General features: G+C 64.4%; 21 protein-coding genes. 7 read left to right on the top strand and 14 right to left on the bottom strand.

The genetic code is table 11. The annotated features are described in order from the left end of the window. Window positions 1-208: 208 nt before the first annotated feature. On the bottom strand, window positions 209-913 hold the full coding sequence (locus P0Y59_04505) for an LssY C-terminal domain-containing protein (GenBank protein WEK00962.1): 705 nt from the start codon (window positions 911-913) through the stop codon (window positions 209-211). A 156-nt stretch (window positions 914-1,069) separates the two neighbouring features. On the opposite strand from P0Y59_04505, the gene P0Y59_04500 reads away from it, so the two are divergent. Beyond that, entirely contained in the window at window positions 1,070-1,249 is a 180-nt protein-coding gene (locus P0Y59_04500; protein ID WEK00961.1) for a hypothetical protein, read from the top strand. A 313-nt stretch (window positions 1,250-1,562) separates the two neighbouring features. On the opposite strand, the gene P0Y59_04495 is transcribed toward P0Y59_04500, so the two are convergent. Next, a complete protein-coding gene (locus P0Y59_04495) occupies window positions 1,563-2,348 on the bottom strand; it encodes an AraC family transcriptional regulator (protein WEK00960.1) in 786 nt (261 codons plus the stop codon). 161 nt (window positions 2,349-2,509) lie between these two features. Here P0Y59_04495 and P0Y59_04490 point away from each other — a divergent pair, with 161 nt between their 5' ends. Then, window positions 2,510-4,696: a TonB-dependent receptor gene (locus tag P0Y59_04490; GenBank protein WEK00959.1), complete on the top strand. Its 2,187-nt coding sequence runs from the start codon at window positions 2,510-2,512 to the stop codon at window positions 4,694-4,696. A gap of 75 nt (window positions 4,697-4,771) precedes the next feature. On the opposite strand, the gene P0Y59_04485 is transcribed toward P0Y59_04490, so the two are convergent. Genes P0Y59_04485 through P0Y59_04475 form a run of 3 tightly spaced genes read right to left on the bottom strand, consistent with a single transcriptional unit; the run spans window position 4,772 to window position 6,968 of the window. Then, complete coding sequence (locus tag P0Y59_04485; GenBank protein WEK00958.1) at window positions 4,772-5,884, bottom strand: ABC transporter permease; 1,113 nt, start codon at window positions 5,882-5,884, stop codon at window positions 4,772-4,774. Next, window positions 5,881-6,753 carry an ABC transporter permease gene (locus P0Y59_04480; protein ID WEK00957.1) on the bottom strand — a complete coding sequence of 291 codons (873 nt, stop codon included), beginning with the start codon at window positions 6,751-6,753 and terminating at the stop codon, window positions 5,881-5,883. Before P0Y59_04480 ends, P0Y59_04485 begins: the two co-directional genes overlap by 4 nt. Beyond that, window positions 6,744-6,968, bottom strand: a complete 225-nt coding sequence (locus P0Y59_04475; protein WEK00956.1) for a hypothetical protein — start codon at window positions 6,966-6,968, stop codon at window positions 6,744-6,746. Before P0Y59_04475 ends, P0Y59_04480 begins: the two co-directional genes overlap by 10 nt. A gap of 118 nt (window positions 6,969-7,086) precedes the next feature. Here P0Y59_04475 and P0Y59_04470 point away from each other — a divergent pair, with 118 nt between their 5' ends. Then, entirely contained in the window at window positions 7,087-7,212 is a 126-nt protein-coding gene (locus P0Y59_04470; GenBank protein ID WEK00955.1) for a hypothetical protein, read from the top strand. 15 nt (window positions 7,213-7,227) lie between these two features. Here the strand turns inward: P0Y59_04470 and P0Y59_04465 are convergent, their stop codons facing one another. The 6 genes from P0Y59_04465 to P0Y59_04440 all read right to left on the bottom strand — a co-directional run bounded on the left by P0Y59_04465 (window position 7,228) and on the right by P0Y59_04440 (window position 10,580). Next, entirely contained in the window at window positions 7,228-7,377 is a 150-nt protein-coding gene (locus tag P0Y59_04465) for a hypothetical protein (protein WEK00954.1), read from the bottom strand. 197 nt (window positions 7,378-7,574) lie between these two features. Then, complete coding sequence (locus tag P0Y59_04460; GenBank protein WEK00953.1) at window positions 7,575-8,090, bottom strand: biotin/lipoyl-binding protein; 516 nt, start codon at window positions 8,088-8,090, stop codon at window positions 7,575-7,577. Between the two features lie 90 nt (window positions 8,091-8,180). Beyond that, the gene (locus P0Y59_04455) at window positions 8,181-8,432 is read right to left on the bottom strand and encodes a TolC family protein (protein ID WEK00952.1); all 252 of its coding nucleotides are present in this window, start codon (window positions 8,430-8,432) and stop codon (window positions 8,181-8,183) included. A 16-nt stretch (window positions 8,433-8,448) separates the two neighbouring features. Continuing rightward, a complete protein-coding gene (locus P0Y59_04450; GenBank protein ID WEK00951.1) occupies window positions 8,449-8,607 on the bottom strand; it encodes a hypothetical protein in 159 nt (52 codons plus the stop codon). After that, the gene (locus P0Y59_04445; GenBank protein WEK00950.1) at window positions 8,552-9,103 is read right to left on the bottom strand and encodes a hypothetical protein; all 552 of its coding nucleotides are present in this window, start codon (window positions 9,101-9,103) and stop codon (window positions 8,552-8,554) included. Before P0Y59_04445 ends, P0Y59_04450 begins: the two co-directional genes overlap by 56 nt. 565 nt (window positions 9,104-9,668) lie before the next feature. Continuing rightward, entirely contained in the window at window positions 9,669-10,580 is a 912-nt protein-coding gene (locus P0Y59_04440) for a GlxA family transcriptional regulator (GenBank protein WEK00949.1), read from the bottom strand. A 3-nt stretch (window positions 10,581-10,583) separates the two neighbouring features. Here P0Y59_04440 and P0Y59_04435 point away from each other — a divergent pair, with 3 nt between their 5' ends. Further along, window positions 10,584-10,766: a hypothetical protein gene (locus tag P0Y59_04435; GenBank protein WEK00948.1), complete on the top strand. Its 183-nt coding sequence runs from the start codon at window positions 10,584-10,586 to the stop codon at window positions 10,764-10,766. A gap of 55 nt (window positions 10,767-10,821) precedes the next feature. Beyond that, a complete protein-coding gene (locus tag P0Y59_04430; GenBank protein ID WEK00947.1) occupies window positions 10,822-11,649 on the top strand; it encodes an alpha/beta hydrolase in 828 nt (275 codons plus the stop codon). 302 nt (window positions 11,650-11,951) lie between these two features. Here P0Y59_04430 and P0Y59_04425 read toward each other — a convergent pair whose 3' ends face one another. Next, a complete protein-coding gene (locus P0Y59_04425; GenBank protein ID WEK00946.1) occupies window positions 11,952-12,422 on the bottom strand; it encodes a nucleoside deaminase in 471 nt (156 codons plus the stop codon). Continuing rightward, on the bottom strand, window positions 12,419-13,867 hold the full coding sequence (locus tag P0Y59_04420; protein ID WEK00945.1) for an amidohydrolase family protein: 1,449 nt from the start codon (window positions 13,865-13,867) through the stop codon (window positions 12,419-12,421). Before P0Y59_04420 ends, P0Y59_04425 begins: the two co-directional genes overlap by 4 nt. Before the next feature lie 49 nt (window positions 13,868-13,916). Between P0Y59_04420 and P0Y59_04415 the strand changes: the two genes are divergently transcribed. Beyond that, window positions 13,917-14,822 carry a LysR family transcriptional regulator gene (locus tag P0Y59_04415; GenBank protein ID WEK00944.1) on the top strand — a complete coding sequence of 302 codons (906 nt, stop codon included), beginning with the start codon at window positions 13,917-13,919 and terminating at the stop codon, window positions 14,820-14,822. Window positions 14,823-14,927: 105 nt separating this feature from the next. On the opposite strand, the gene P0Y59_04410 is transcribed toward P0Y59_04415, so the two are convergent. Beyond that, the gene (locus tag P0Y59_04410) at window positions 14,928-15,524 is read right to left on the bottom strand and encodes an ABATE domain-containing protein (GenBank protein ID WEK02491.1); all 597 of its coding nucleotides are present in this window, start codon (window positions 15,522-15,524) and stop codon (window positions 14,928-14,930) included. Window positions 15,525-15,606: 82 nt separating this feature from the next. Here P0Y59_04410 and P0Y59_04405 point away from each other — a divergent pair, with 82 nt between their 5' ends. Beyond that, complete coding sequence (locus tag P0Y59_04405; GenBank protein ID WEK00943.1) at window positions 15,607-16,119, top strand: lipocalin-like domain-containing protein; 513 nt, start codon at window positions 15,607-15,609, stop codon at window positions 16,117-16,119. Window positions 16,120-16,156 lie beyond the last annotated feature (37 nt).

The raw sequence follows: 16,156 nt of genomic DNA, 5'->3' as shown, positions 1-16,156 counted from the left end.
GGCGCTGGCACAACGCGTTCCAGATCAATCTATAGTTTGAAATCAAACGCTTGATTCTCATTCGCGCGATGACGGGAGCCGTCCATTGTTGGCGACAGGCGGGATGCGATCGCGCTGCAGAAGGCCGATCATCGCATCGTCAGAGTCGATCGGACCCAACGCCCCTTACCCTACCTGGAGCAGCCTTTGCCGGTCATCCGCTCAGATGTCATAGCTTGCAGGTTTGTCCGGCAGCGAAAACCTTGACGACCCCGTCAGTGCGATAGCGATTCCCACCGCCGTTGCGGTGCCACACGCCGCCCCGAACGCCCGATCCCACGGTGCCCAGAAACTTTCCGCCGTTGTTCAGGAGCAGGGTGCCGATCATGTCACGTTCGCGATCGACATCAGGTCCGATACGATGCGTAATCTGCAGCGTGAACAGGCTGAGGCCGACACCCCGGTCGAAGCTTGCCGCAGCCAGCCAATCTTCGTCACCGATGCGCCACAGCCTGACATGGTGACGCTTGTCTGCGCTTTTGCCTTCCTCCCGCTCGAACGCAAGGTCTTCCTCCCGATCAGCGACGTAGAGCGGACTGACCGGCGCTTGCGGATAGGGTCGATGGAACACGACGCTTTCCGCGATCTTCAAACCGGAACCCACCGTGACGTCATCCGCACTTGTCCAGCCTCCCTGAGAGAAAGCGCAGATGATCTCGGATTTCGATCCCCTGATCCTCAGATTTATGGGATCGCCCGGAATATCTTGTGAAGTGTAGGAAACCAGTTGGTGCCTGTCCGCCATCAGCTTGTGCTCATGGCGGCTCCACAACCGCGGTAATCCGGCATAGGCCATGATGAACCAGATGGCGGGAAACAGGGCGACAGTCAGCACCGCCAGCAGAAACCAATGTCGCGGTTTAGGCGCCTTCATGAAGCAGCAGGTTGGCCAAGTGCGGCGAAGCACACAAGATCAATAGCTTCCGCAGCTGAGAAATAGATCGACGGGTGAGGCACGACGCTGGGAACGACCTTCGATGCGCCGGGTTGATGACCCAGGCGGGCAACTCTGAGATTTGAGGAGAGTATCATGAGCGTCGAAGGCAAGATCAAGGAGGCCGCTGGTTTCGTGAAGGAGGAAGCCTTCGAGCACGGCAAATCGCCGGAGAGCAAGAAGAAGGCCCAGGAGGGCCGAGACCTTCGCAACGAGGGCCGCATCGAGGATGGCAAGGCTCCCAAAACGACGAAGCCCGGCACTGGCGCAAAGTAACAATGTTTTACCATTTCGTAATGGAGCGCCGCCCTTATCAGGCGGCGCTCTTTGTGTGTGGCGCCGTGGCTATGCAGCCATGCCGTCAATTTGTGCCCGGATTTGCCTTGCCGATCAGCAATCAAAATTCGATACTCTAAAAAATCCGCCGATTTCTGCGACTGTCGGGCGGTTATCGGATTAGCTCTGTTGGTAGAGCAGCGATTTCGTACACCGAAGATCACGGGTTGGATTCCCGCAACTGCACCACACCGACTTCCTCGGGATTCGGTCCTGCATCGCGATGCCATCCTCATGCACGATAGGAGGCGTATCAGGCCGCGGCGGCCGACGGCAAATAGCCGAGCGTACGACGAAACGCCGCGGCAAATTTGCCGGCGTTCCAATAACCAACATGGCTTGCCACCTGCGTGATCGGCATCCCCGACACAATGAGCTGCGCCGCACGTTCCATGCGCAGACCGGTCAGCCACGCATAGGGCGCGAGCCCGGTCCGTGCGCGTAATGCTCTGGTGAACCCGCTGGGATCCATGCCGGCGACAGCCGCCAGGTCTACGACCGACAGCTTGTCGCCGAGCCGGGCATCGACATAGGCAAGGACACGGTTGAGCCGAGCATGCGACAGGGGGTGCGTGCGCCTGCCCGCTCGCTGTGGCGTGTCCAGTTCCAACAGCCGTCGCAGGATCAACGCGATCCCGTGCTCGAAGAACGCCGTGGAAGCGCCGTGGATGTCGGCCTCGTGGTGGAGGGCGGTCAGGACCGAGGCCAGCAACGGATCTTCGTGGAAATGGCATGCCTGCTGCTCCAGGCGACCGGGATCGATCGGCTGTGTCACGATTGCCGTATCGGGGACGATCGCCAGGCCAATCATCCGCGCCGTATCGCATGCCGCCATGCCTGAACGATCCGGCGGCGTGATCGTCAACGTGCCAGGCCGCCATACGCCTTCGAGCCGGGCGCCCCCTACCCGCTGCACCAATCGCGTGTGGCCGCCCAGGCACAGGCCGATCCGCAAATGCGGACCATTGGCGATCGGTCCTTCGAACGCTGGATAATGCGCCCGCACCAGCAGGCCCGCACCATCCGGCAGGCGATGCACATCCCCATCCGCCGCCGCGTGGGCCTCGATTCCGGCGCGATCGGCAGCGATCCTGCCCTTAAATCCCGGATCGGAGCAATTTATCCCGGATCGGAGCGGTGAATCAATCATGAGACATTATACCATAAGAATCATTCTCAACAATCGCCGTTCGGGGAACCATGCAACGCCAACGTCTTTATTCGAGTTCCGCCCTTCTCATCGCTTGCACGCTCGCTCGCCCTGCTTTCGCCCAGGATGTCAGCACGCCCGCCGTCAGTCCCCCCAGCGACATCATCGTCACCGGCACACGCCGTGACACCCGGCTTCAGGATGCCGACATGTCGGTGACGGTGCTCGACCGAAAGGCACTGGATGAGGCGCGCATCCGCGACGTGCGGCAGCTCGACGCCGTGGTGCCCAATGTGCAGTTCAATGAAAGCGGGCAGCTTGGCAGCACCTTCATCTCGATCCGCGGCATCGAATCCAATCCGTTCATCGTCAATCGCGCGGCGGTCTATATCGACGGCATCCCGTTCCGCGAGCTGTCGAACGCGGTGCTCAATCAGGTGGAATCGGTCGAGGTGCTGCGCGGTCCGCAGGCGACCCTGTACGGCGCCAACAGCGAATCCGGCCTGATCGTCATCAATACGCGTGCGCCCACCGACCATCTGGTGGCTGAAGCGCGCGCGACCGGCACCGCCTTCGGGCATGGCATGGGCGGCACGGTGGACGGGTTCGTGGGGGGGCCGCTGGCCGGCGACCGGCTGGCCGGCTCCATCGCCTTCAAAGCGGGACAGGCCGACAGCTTCCTGCGCAATCTTCAGCCCGGCCAACCCCGGGGCAGCCTGCGCGAGCTGTTCCTGCAGGGCCGGCTGCGCTGGCAGCCGACCGACCGGCTGACCGTCAATGGCACCGCCTATATCCTGTCCAAGCTCGCGCCCGGCATCTTCGACCAGGAATATGTGCCGCTCGACGTCGATCTCTACAATCGCACCTATGCCGATGCGTATAATGGCGGACGGCGAATCGGCCGGTACAGCTATATCAACGACGCGCCCAAGCGCACCGTGCAGCGCGAGATCGTGAGCGGGCTCAGCGCGAGCTATGATCCCGGTTATGGCAAGATCGACGTGGCGCTGTCCTACCGCCAATATCGCAGCAATGCGAAGGGCCTCGATTTCGACTTCACCGCTCTGCCCACCGCCGCCGGCCAGGACTACAAGAACCGTAATTTCTGGAATGCAGAGGTGCGCTTCGCATCACCGGCCGGCAAGCCATTCAACTATATCATCGGCATCACGCATTATCGCGAGGATTCCGACCGTTTCCAGACCACGTTCGTCGGGCCGGGCACGGTCGATTCCTACAAGCCCGCGCCCTTCCAATTCGCCCATTCGCGCGACTGGGGCGTGTTCGCCTCGGCCAACTGGTCCCCGGTCTTCCTGCCCAAGCTGACCCTGGGCACGGGCATCCGCTACGATTCCGCGCATCGGGCAGCACAGCAGAATGCCGGGCAGATCGATCTCGGCGGCGGCAACCTGTTCCTCTATCGCGATGCTTCACTTGCCGGGGATTTCCACGCGGTGCTGCCGCGCTTCTCGATCCGCTACAAGGCGTCGCCGCAGCTCAGTCTCTACGCCAGCAGTGCGAAGGGCTATATACCGGGCGGCTTCAACCTGACCGCGGCTCAGGCCGATCTGCCCAACGACGTGCTACGATTCCGGTCGGAAACGATGTGGAGCCACGAAGGCGGCTTCAAATGGCGCTCCGCCGATGGTCGGATACGGCTGGCCGCCGCGGGTTTCTTCATCCGTGCCAGCAACTGGCAGGAAATCCAGGTCGCGACCGACCCGTCCGGGCGGATCATCTCGTCCGACTATATCGGCTCGAACGCGTCGATCGAGAGCAAGGGCTTCGAGCTCGAGGCCTCCGCCGAGCCGGTGCGCGGCCTGACGCTGACCGCCAATATGGGCTATACCGATGCGCGCTATCGCAATCTTCAGGTGGACGCGACGACCAACGTCCGCGGACGGCGGGTCAAGCTGGTGCCAGCCTATGACGGCTATCTCGCCGCGCGCTACCAGACCCGGAATGGCCTCTTCGCGCGCGCCGAACTGTCATTGACCGGCAAGGAGTCGCTCGAGAGCCTGGGCCAGGCGGTGCAGCCGGCAACGCAGACGATCGGCCTGCAAGCCGGTTACGAGAAGGATCATTGGGCGGCGCGCCTCTTCGTCGACAATCTCACTGATGTCCGCCGCGCCACCGGCCTCGCCTTCCGTAACCTCGCCTTCGGCAACGATGGCAACTGGTACGCGCCGGTCGGACGATCCCGGCAGGTCGGCATCGAGCTGGGATGGAAGCTTTGAACGGCAAGGAGAGCGATGTCGCCAGGACCATATACACGCCCGGCGGGAGGCGCTCGCGCTGTCAAACTCGCGCCCTCAAATCTGCCGCGCTCCCGTCCTTCGGTACCGTAGAACAGAGATGCCGCCGTAGAGAAGTATCAGCAGTGCGAGATTGACCAGTTCGCCGCGTTGCTCATCCAGAGTCGCACCCATCTGGTTGATGCCGACCATCAGGCGAATGCCCGGTGTCGTCGGCAGCAGGCGGGCAATGAGCGTCAGCCACTGCGGTGTCGCTTCCATCGGCCATGACAGGCCGGAAAGAAAGAAGATCGGGACGGACGTGACGATCCAGAGCTGGATCGGCCGCTCGCGCGTGCGGAAGAAGCTGCCGAGCGCCAATGCTCCCGCCACGGTTGCCGCCACGAACAGTGTGGCGGAGACGATCAATGCTATCGGATCAGCCTGCGCGCGTGGATAATCCTGGAACCAGAAGACGAAGCCAGTGAACCACGCGATGTTCGCGCAGCCGATGACGAAGAAGGCAAGTGCGATGCCGAACAGGCTGCGCGGATCGAGACTGGGCGTGCCTTGCTGCTCGCGCATCGTTGCGGCGAGCATGGCGAGGCCGATGAGCAAGGTTTGCTGGATGATCAGAAAAGCGACGCCGGGGAAGATCGTGCTGCCATAGCCTTCCCGGGTGTTGAACAGCGGACGCTGGATCATCGCAAGCGGGGCCGGCGCGGGCGCCCCCTGCGCCATCGCCTGATCGGCAGCCGCCTCGCGTCCCACCGCGCCGAGGACCGCTCCGACGCCGGCCAATGCGGTCGAGGTGCGCAGGAGATAGGCGCCGTTGCCATAGAGTGCGACTACCCCCTGACCTCCCGAAAGGATGCGCCGCTCGAACCCCTCCGGGATCACGACGATGGCGCTGACCTGTCGCTCCCGGAGCTGGCGCAGCGCTGCGGCAGGCGAAGGAGGGCGCGAGACAATCTCCGCCTGTTGCACCGCGCCGAGGCGATTCTCCAGCGAGCGGCTGGTGCCGCTATGGTCCATGTCGACCACCGCCACCGGCATCCTGACCGGCACCTCGCCGGAATAGGCCGACGGATAGAAGAAGGCGTAGACGATGCACGATCCGATCAACAACATGAGGGCGGATTGATCGGCGAAGATCGCGCGGAACGTGGCGAGGAAGGCGCGGGCGATCATCGCCGGCCCCATGTTTCCGACCGTCGCGCAGCCGCCAGATACCGTGGCAGACCCACGCAGCCGCCGACCAGCAGGAAGGCGAGCATCGCCAGCGCCTGCCACAGCGACTGGCCGACTGGCGCGCCCATGATCCATTGTTCGGCCAGCAGCTTGGCGAAGGCCGAATAGGGCAGCAGCGCGCTCCACAATCGCGCGAAGGCGGACGCCGATTCGACCGGGAAGATCGCGCCGGCGAAAGCGAAGGAGGCACCGGCGTAAAGTCCCGCGACCGAGAGCGCCTTGCTCATCGTCAGCGTCAGCCCGACGATCAGCAGGGTCACGCCGATATAGGCGAGGTACATCGCGACATAGCCGGCGAGCAGCAGCGCAACGCTCCCCGCGACCGGCCAGCCGCGCAGCGCGGCGAGATAGCCGATCGCCAGCAGCCCCCAGCCCGTGAAGATCGCGAGATAGGGCGCAAGTTTTCCCGCGACGGCGGCAGTCGCCCGTACCGGCGTATCGCCGCCGATCCATGCGCCGATCGTGCCGTCCCGCAGTTCGCGGCCCAGCGCGCTGGCCACTGCGACCATGAAGATGAGATGGAGCAACGCGGGATGGATCAGCGCAACGAGTTGCAGTTCGTAGCTGCCCTGCGGGTTGAACAGCACGGCGCTTTGCGCGGCGACCGGCGGACGGCGTACCTTGCCCGGGCCGACGGTCGCGGCGGTCTGTGTGGCGGCGAGCGTCGCGGCATAGCCCTGCACGACATTGCCCACCTCGCGCAGCGCCGCGCCCGAGGGGGTGGAGTAGCTGGCATTGTAGAAGGTGGTGACGCTGCCGGTCGTACCGCGCAACACCGCCCGTTCGGTATTCGCCGGGATCAGCACCACGGCATAAGCGCGGTTGCGATCGCACCAATGCGCTCGGCCGCACGCATGTCTGCCGGCCGGGCGCGCGCGACGCGAAGCCCTGGCGCGGCGTCCAGCCGCCGCGTCAACTCGCGCGAGACGGCCGTGCCGTCCTCATCGACCACCACGATCGGCAGGCCGCGCATCACCCCCGAGGAAAGCTGGACCGCCACCACCGCCATCAGCAGCAGCGGCACCCATGTCACCAGCGCCAGATCCCAGAAATGAGTAGCGAGAAAACGCAGTTCCCGGCGCTAGTGAGCTGCCGAAGGCGCCTCCCACGCCGATTATGCCGGCCAGTCGAACAACACGGTCATGCCAGGCCGCAGCCCCTCGACCGGCACGACTGGCACGACGCGGACTTCGAAGCTCTTGATGTCGAACCCGCTCGATTGCCGAGTCGCGCGCCATGTCGCGAAATCGCCGGCCGGCGCGGTGTAGACTCACGCGGAAGCGTCACGCGGCGGTCGCTCGAGCGCGGGGATCGTCGCCCTCGAGTCTCCTTGCCGCGAACGCCAGCCCGTGGAGCTGGTCCTCGCGCACGTTGAGCGTCACCCACGGGTGCGCGGTGTCGGTGAGGACGAACACCGGGAAGCCCTGCGGCACCAGTTCGCCGGGCTGGGCGAGCCGTCTTGCCGAGTTCGCCGTCGGCCGGGGCGAGGACGCGGGTCTCGTCGGCGGCGGCCTTGACCTCCGCCACGGCGCCGCGCGCCTGCTGCACCTGCCCGCTCGCCGCCGCCTTGTCCTGCCGTCGCGCGCCGGCCAGCGCGAGATCATATTGCGCGCGCGCCGCCTTCGCCTGCTCAACGGAAGCGACAGCGTTGGTGCGGGCTTCGTCGGCCTTCTGCCCGGCGATGACCCCTTGCTGGTAGAGCCGCTGGGTGCGTACGCGGATGTAGTGCTGCGCCAGATCGGCGGCGGCTGTGCGCACGGCGCCATTGCGCCTCCGCCGCGCGGATATCTTCAGGCCGCGCGCCCTCGTCCGCCTTGCTCTCCACCGCCTGCGCCGCGGCCAGCACACCACCCGCCTGTTCCGACTTGGCCACAACCTCCGGACTGTCGAGCGTGTAAAGCAATTGTCCTGCCTTCACCGCCTGCCCTTCCTCGACATGGAAGGCTGCGATGCGACCCGTCACCTTGCTGGTGATGCGCACCTCGCGGGCGTCAACCATGCCCTGGATCTGGTCGGGCGCGGGGCGATAGGCGAGCCACAGGCCGAGCGCGAGCAACGCCGCGACGACCAGCGCACCGATCAGCGCGATCGGGCGCCGCCGCCTGGCGAGGCCGGGGGTTTCGTCATCGATCGCGGTATCAGTCATGGGATCACCTTATCCGCGCGGGCGAGATAATCGGGCATCCGGGACGTCTGGCCGCTCATGCTGAGCAGTTGCGCGAGCGCCTGGACATAATCATTGGCCGCCTGGGCGCGCTGTATGCGGGCCCGGCCGAGGCCCGAGTTGCGCGTCGATCACGTCGAGCGAGGTGGTCTGCTGCTCGCGATAGGAAAGCGTCTGGAGCCGCAGATTCTCCTCCGCCGAGACAAGCGCGCTGTCGAGCAGAAGAAAGCGCCTGCGCGCCGCCTCCGTCTCGCCCCATGCCTTGGTCACGCCAATCTCGAGCTGAGTGCGCGCCTCGCGCAGCCCGGCCTCCGCCTGCGCCACCGTCTCGCGGGCTGCGTCAACCTGTTGCCGCCGGCCGAGCGCCGGACATCAGCTTGTATTTGAGGCCGATGCCGGCCGACCAGTCGGGATCGGTCAGCAGCGAGTTGCGCCGGTCGAAATTATACTGGCCGAAGCCATAGATCGTGGGTCGCAGCTTCGATTGCTGGACCGTCACCCCGGCGCTGCGCCTGATCCTCCAGCGCCTTCAACCGCGCGAGCTGCGGATGAGCGTCGAGCGCCGCCGCCTTGAATGTGTCGAGCGGTTCCAGCGGGCGCGAGTTGACGCCGAGCGGGCTGACCGGATGCACGCCGGCCGGCACCCGCAGCATCCCGGCCAGCGCCGCATTGGCGGTGCCGAGGTCTGAGATCGCCTTCTCATATTCACGCGCCGCATCGTCTCGCGCCACCTCAGCCTGAAGGCGCTGCGCCCGGCTGATGAAGCGCGCTTGTTCCAGCTTCGTCGGCGTCGGCGACGTGGCGGTTGAGCCCGTCGAGCACATCGCGGCGGACGCCCAATGCGCGCGTCCGGCCAGTTGCTGGCCGTAATAGGCCTGCACGAGCTGGACGACCGCGTTGTCCACCGCGATATCCCGATCGGCCCTGGCCTGCGCGACCTGAGCACGCGCGCCGGCCTGAGTCCCTGAAATCTGCCCGCCGGCATAGAGCGGCAAGGTGGCGGTGACGATCGGCCGCGTCGACGGTCCGTTCCTGCTGGAAGCTTCAGCGGATCGCGAATGCCGAACGATTCAGCGACCGGCGCCAGTGACCCCAGAGGGAGATAAAGGGTCTTCTGATACTCGAGCAGTTGCGCCTCGACATCCACATCGGGCCGACCGAGCGTGCGCGTTGCGCCTTCCTGCGCTTCTTTGCCACGCAGATTTGCGGCGGAGGCCTCGATCGCATCGGAGCGCTGGAGGAGCCTGTCCTGCGCGGACCGATAGTCCAATGCCAGCGGTTCCGGAACTTGCGCGAAGACCGGCGATGCGCAGAAAAGTGTGTAAAACGATAACGCCCAAACGCGCATCGACCAAACCCCGCGAACGCCAAGCTCGAACTGATGACGATCATTCGGTTTTTGTAAAGAGCGATTTATTGGTGATCAGCGCGCGCGGTGGATCGGGCGTATCTCATCCATTTCCAGCGCTTTCTGTCCTGTCAGCCATAGCGCCACTGGTCGCGCATGAAATGAGCCGCTAGGCATGCCCCCTCCCCGGGGTTGCGGCTAGTGAACCGACGTCAGGCTGCCGCGGAAGCTGTCTGATCGGCTCCGAACCGTCGCCGATAGTCCCCCGGCGCCAATCCCACCACCCGGTTAAAGACCCGGCGGAAGGCCGTGGTATCCTCATACCCGACCGACCATGAGACCTGGTCTATCGGACGCTTCGTGAACTGGAGCAACTCGCGCGCCTTTTCCATCCGTACGCACTGGGCATATTCCGTAGGTTTGGTGCCGGTGGCTGCCTTGAACCGTCGCAGGAAGGTGCGCTCCTCCAGTCCCGCCTCTCGCGCCATGTCAGCCACATTGACCGCGCGCGCGCCTTTGGCTTGCAGCCAGTGCTGGACCTTCAGGATCGCCTCGTCACCATGCGTCAGCCGAGGGGCGAAGCTGCCGAAGTGGCGCTGCTCGCGCCCGCTCGCATCGACCAGGAAGAAGCGGCTGGTTTCGACCATGATGCTCGGACCGAGCAGGCGGTCGATCAGGCGCATGCCAAGATCGGTCCAGGCCATCAATCCGCCGGCCGTGATGATGTCGCCATCGTCGATCACAATCTTCCCTGGCTCGACCTTGAGGTCGGGAAAGCGGGTCTGCAAAAGGTCAGCGAACATCCAGTGGGTGGTCGCGGATCGCCCGGAGAGAAGTCCGGTCTCAGCCAGCAGGAAAGCGCCACCGCAACTGGACGCCAGAACCGCCCCACGCGCGTGCTGCGCCGTTAGCCAGCGCGCGAACGGCACGGCTTCCTCTGTGGTTACTGGGCCAGATAGTCGCCCCGGTACGACGATGATGTCGGGGAAGCCGTCAACGCCTGGATGAGTGTCGTGGCTACGATCGAACTCGCCAGCTTCGTCGGGCGACCAATGGCTCAACCGCAACGCCTGCCCACCGCGCGACAGGGAAAAGTCGCCGGCTGTAACCAGCATATCGGTCATGCCATGGACCATCGCCGACTGGCAGCCACGATAAAGCAGGATGCCAACCTCGATCTCCGGGTGCGTCCCTCGCGGCTGAACGTCGGCAGCGTGGTCTTTGACGGTCATCGCACGATCACCCGATTGTCAGTTTTGGCTCCGTTTTTGTCGGAACCGCCGATCCCGATGCTGCCGCATCCGCCGTAGCTATTCAATTGCGGGATGGAAGCAGGTCCTCCCGGTCAAACGAGAGGCTAGGACGATGGCAAAGGTCACCACCGCAGACGGCACCGAGATCTTCTACAAGGACTGGGGTCCCAAGGACGCGCAGCCACTGTTCTTTCACCACGGCTGGCCGCTGAGCGCGGACGATTGGGACAGCCAGATGATGTTCTTCCTCGCCAAGGGGTATCGCGTCATTGCCCATGATCGCCGCGGCCATGGCCGGTCGAGCCAGACCGCAGAAGGCCACGATATGGACACCTATGCCGCCGACGCTTTCGCCGTGGTCGAGAAGCTCGGCCTGACCAACGCCGTTCACATCGGTCACTCGACCGGTGGCGGCGAAGTCACTCGCTATGTCGCGAAATATGGCAAAGGCCGCGTCGCGAAAGCCGTGCTGATCAGCGCGATCCCGCCGGCCTTCATGCAGACCGAACGCAATCCCGATGGCGTGCCCAAAGATGTGGTGGACGGCCTTCGCGACGGCACCGCCAACCACCGGTCGCAATTCTATCAGGACATCACGATCCCATTTTACGGCTTCAACCGCAAGGGCGCGACGGTGTCGCAGGGCATCCGGGACAATTGGTGGCGCCAGGGCATGATGGGTGCAGCGATCGCCCAATGGGAATGCGTCAGGGTGTTGTCGGAGACCGAGTTCTATGACGATCTCGCCGTGATCGAATGCCCTGTCCTGGTGATGCACGGTGAAGACGATCAGATCTGTCCCTACACGATCACGGGCGCGCGCTCGGTGAAGCTTGTCAGGGATGGCCGCCTCATCTCCTATCCCGGATTACCGCATGGCATGCCGACCACGCATGCCGATATCATCAATCGGGACCTTCTCGACTTCATCCGGAACTGATCCGAACAACATTTCCCGGGAAACAACGGGTCGAGGGTGAAGCGCCTACCCTCGACCCACTCCTGTCTGCCTCGAAGGTCATAGTGGAATGGCCGCTTCTAGGATCGACGGCTGCACCCTTGGGCAACAACCATCGGCGGACCGGGGTGTCCGCCGCACAAGCCGCCTGCCCCAGGGCCAGACAACGGCGATCTCCGATCATCTCGCTGATGGGCGATGGCTGCATCGCCCGATCAATTCCGGCTGGCACGTGACGCTGGGCATATCGTCGGCAGGACAATTGCTCCAACCCTCGCATCGGATCAGTGCCGGGTGCGCCACCAGTCTGCATAGACCCCAGGCTCTGCCGCACCGTCCATCGGCAGGTGGCGAATGATCATCGACTGAGCGTCGAATGGCCGTGCGAGATCGGCATAGATCGCGGCGGTCGAGAGGCCGAACGGCTCGGCTTCCTCATTGGTATAGGCGAAGGACACTCCGGCCACCCCGGCCATCCGCATCGCCGCCATGCACATCGGGCATGGATGGCCACTGGCATAGACCGTGCACCCCGAAAGGTCGGCCGAACCGAGCTTCCGGCTCGCAGCGCGGATCGCGCCCAATTCCGCATGAGCGGTGGGGTCGTGGGTGGCGATGATCTCGTTGACGCCGGTCGCGATGATTGCGCCGTCCTTCACTACCACCGCGCCGAACGGCCGGCCGCCACATGCGACGTTTTCCCGCGCCAGATCAACCGCAGCGCGCAGGAACCGGTCGTCGTCGCCCGTCGTCACTTGGCCATTTCCGCGTCCCAGCGCGCGACCTTCGCCCTGGTCTCCGCCAGCAGCCGGTCGAGCGCCGTGCGATCCTTCACCGCGCCGCGCAGGATCACGGTGTCGATGCTCTGCGTCGCGCTGATGTCCTCAAGCGGGTTGCGATCGAGCAGCAGCAGATCGGCCTGTTTGCCCTTTTCCACCGAGCCGTAACGATCGAGCACGCCGAACCATTTCGGCCCCGCACGTGTCGCGGCGGCAAGCGCCCCGGCAGGGCTCAGTCCGTTCTTCACGTAGAGTGCCAGTTCCTGATGAAGGGCCAGCCCAGGATAATCGAACGAATTGAGGAAGCCCGCGTCGGTGCCGGCCATGATCGTCACACCCGCCTTCTCCAGCATCGGCATCACCGCCGCCGTCTTCTGATATTGCTGGTGCCGCGCCTCGATCTCCGCCGGCGTCGCCTTCGCGCTACGGTCGACGCGCCATTGATAGGTCTTGCGGATTCCCGGCCCGATAAGGCCAAGGAAAGCGTCCTTCGAATGATCGTCGCTGTCGAGATAGGCGAGCGTTCGTTCGATATTGAGCGTCGGTGTCACGAACACGCCGCGGTCGCGCAGCCGGGCATAGGAAGCCATCGCGGTTGCCGGGTCGAAGCCGGCGGCAAGCTCGGCCTGTGCCTGCGCGCGATCAATGCGGCCGGCGCCGAAATCGGCCGCGATCCGCGCCTCGTCCTTCACGCCCGCTTTATAGGCGTAGCTCAGATGCTCGATCGAGTTGATCCCGGCATCGACCGCCTGCCCTACCGTGAGCGCCATCGGGATATGGCCCGAAGCGCGCAATCCCGCCGCGCGCACCTTGCCGACCGCGTAGAGGAACAGTTCCGGCTTCAGCGTGCTGTCGGTGATCTTGACGAAATCGACCTTAAGCCCGGCCAGCTTCGCCACCGCGGCGTCGACATCGGCTTCGGAACCGGTTTCCAATGTGCCCTTCCAGACGGGCTTGATCCCCTCGATCTTCGGCCCGGAGGTGAGCAGTCGCGGACCAAACAGCTTGCCGTCAGCGATCTCCTGCCGCCAGCCAAGCACATCATAGGGCATGTCGCCCGCGCAATCGCGGATAGTGGTGATACCGTAGGCGACGTAGAGCGGCAGCAGCGCCTTATTCTCCTCGGCCAGGTCCGGACCGCCACCGAAATGCACGTGCATGTCCCACAGGCCGGGGATCAGGAAGCGGCCCTTCCCGTCGACCTCACGCCCTGCCCCCCACGCCTTCGCTACCTCCGCGTCGTCGCCGACCGCGACGATCTTCTCGGCGCGGGTCGCGACCGCCTGATCGGGGATGGTGCGGGCATGTTCGACGTCGATCACCGTGGCATGCCGGATCAGGACATCGGCCTGTTCCCGCGCCACGGCCTGGAACGGCTGGAGCAGCATGGCCGCCGACAACATGATGCGAGCAATCTTCACCTGCGCCACCCTTCTTTGATCGCGCAAGACCTATCGCGGACAGGCGCCCATGCGCAAATTAGATGTTTTGATGCATATCATCCACTATGTGAATGTCGCCATGCTGGACCCTCGTCTTCTTCAGGCCTTCGTCGCCATTGCCGAGCACGGCGGCTTCACCAGTGCCGCGACCGCGCTGAACATGACGCAATCGACGATCAGCCAGCAACTGGCGCGGCTCGAGGAAGCGGTGGGCCAGCGATTGATCGACCGGAGCGCTCGGCCCGTCATGCCGACGCCAGCGGGCGAACGGCTGCTTGGCCATGCACGGCGTATTCTGGCACTGCAAGCGGAGGCGGCCCACCTGCTCGCCGACCCCGCCGGCTCGCATGCGGTGGGTATTGGCGTCGCCGAAGACATCCTGACCCCGGCGATGGCCGGCGTGTTCGCGGCTTTTTCCGAGATGGATCGGGCGATCCGGCTGGACGTGACGACTGGGCTCAGCCGTGATCTCTCGCGCCGGTATCGAAATGGCGAGTTCGACGTGATCGTCGTCAAGGAGCCCTTGGCGAACAGCGACTGCCGAGCATTCTTCGTGGAGCCGATGGCGTGGTTCGAAAGTGCCTCGGCCACCCGCGACTGGCCCGACCCGATCCCCCTGGTGACGTTTCCCCCGGGCGCCCTCTATCGCGAAGAGATGTTCGAACGGATCGAACGCGAAAAACGACGCTGGTACATCGGATTCACCGGCAACAGCCTGTCGAGCGTTCTCGTGGCCGTCGAGGCCGGCATGGGGATATCGCTTCTGCCCTGTCTGTCGACCCAGGGGCGAGACGTCCGCATCCATCGCGCTTTGGGTGAAGAGCAACCGATGGCCGTCGCACTCTACGCCTGGGAAGCGAGCGGCCGTATTGGGCAACTCGTCGCCGAGATGGTTGTGCTGCTGGCCTGGAGAAGCGCCCAATACGGGTCGTAACGTCTCGCCGGACGACTGGCTCGACCAACGACACCCCCATCTCCCCCATATCGAGGTCGCTATCGGGGCTGCGACGCCCGCATCTTCATCGGCCCTGCCCAGCGCTCACGCGCCAGTCCGCGCCTTGCGTTTGCGGCTGCGGAATTCGGCGACCTTGGCCTTGTTCCCGCACCCCGACATCGAGCACCAGCGCCGGTCGCCCGATCGCGACGTATCGACAAAGAACAGGGTACAAGCCGGCGACTGACATTGCCGGATGCTGCCGGCCATCTCACTCCCGAAAAGATAGATCGCCTCGCGCGCCAGCGTCGCGAGCAAAGCGCTGGCCGGCCCCATCATTCCGATCGTGCCTTCCGGCGACAAATGGGGAATCGCCGGCGGATTGGCGGCGATTGCATTGACGATCGCACGCGCGGCGGAAGGGTCCGCCCCTTCCGAAAGCCGGGCGTTGGCCAGGGCATAGATTGCCTCCCGCAAGGCGTGCGCCAGCGCGAGATCTGCCTCGGTGGTTTCGGGGAGCGTCGGGGTCAGGCCAGCCGCCACCAGCCAGCGCGCCAGATCCTCCGGCGCCTTCAGCAATTCTCGCGGTGCTGGCTTCAGTCGGGCCTGCAGCGTCGCTGGCAAATCGATCGCACTATGTCCGCCACGAAACCGGAAGCCATCGCGCTCATCGGCCGGATGTCCATGATTTTTGGCCTGCATCATGTAACCCTATTGACAGGTTTCTCATCTCCGAGCAATCAGTAACCTCATTAACAGGTTACACGTTCACCGGAGGAATGAGATGAGGTTGCCCCATGCCGTCGCTGCCGTTCTGGCCGCGACCCTCGCGATGCCGACCGCCACTCAAGCCGAGGACTTGGCTTCGCTTCAGGGCAGATGGGTGATGGACTCGGCTTACGAGATTCATCCCGACGGGAGCCGGACCACCAATTATGGCGAACATCCGAAAGGTTTGCTGACGGTCGACTCGTCCGGGCACTATAATCTGCAGATCTTCAGGGTCGGCCGTCCGGCTTTCGCCAGCGGCGACAAAACAAAGGGCACAGCCGAGGAGTATCGCGCGGCCGCGCTCGGTTCGAGCACGCATTTCGGCACGGTGGCGATCGACCGCACCAGGCACCAGCTCGTCTTCATGGTCGAGGCAGCGTCCTTTCCCAATTGGGAAGGGAAGACTCAGGTACGCGATTATACGTTCACGGACGGCGTACTGACCTACGCCGTTCCAGCCAGCGCTTCCGGCAATGGCACGACCGCCTATTCCGTCTGGCGGCACATCCCGGACGCTGTCCGGTGAGAAACGGGGCCACCAATCTGGCCTGGACCGATCACCA

Source organism: Candidatus Sphingomonas phytovorans (assembly GCA_029202385.1).
In the GTDB taxonomy this organism is placed as follows: domain Bacteria; phylum Pseudomonadota; class Alphaproteobacteria; order Sphingomonadales; family Sphingomonadaceae; genus Sphingomonas; species Sphingomonas phytovorans.
Note: the sequence above shows the minus strand (reverse complement) of the source record. Positions and strands in the feature narration are given on the sequence as shown.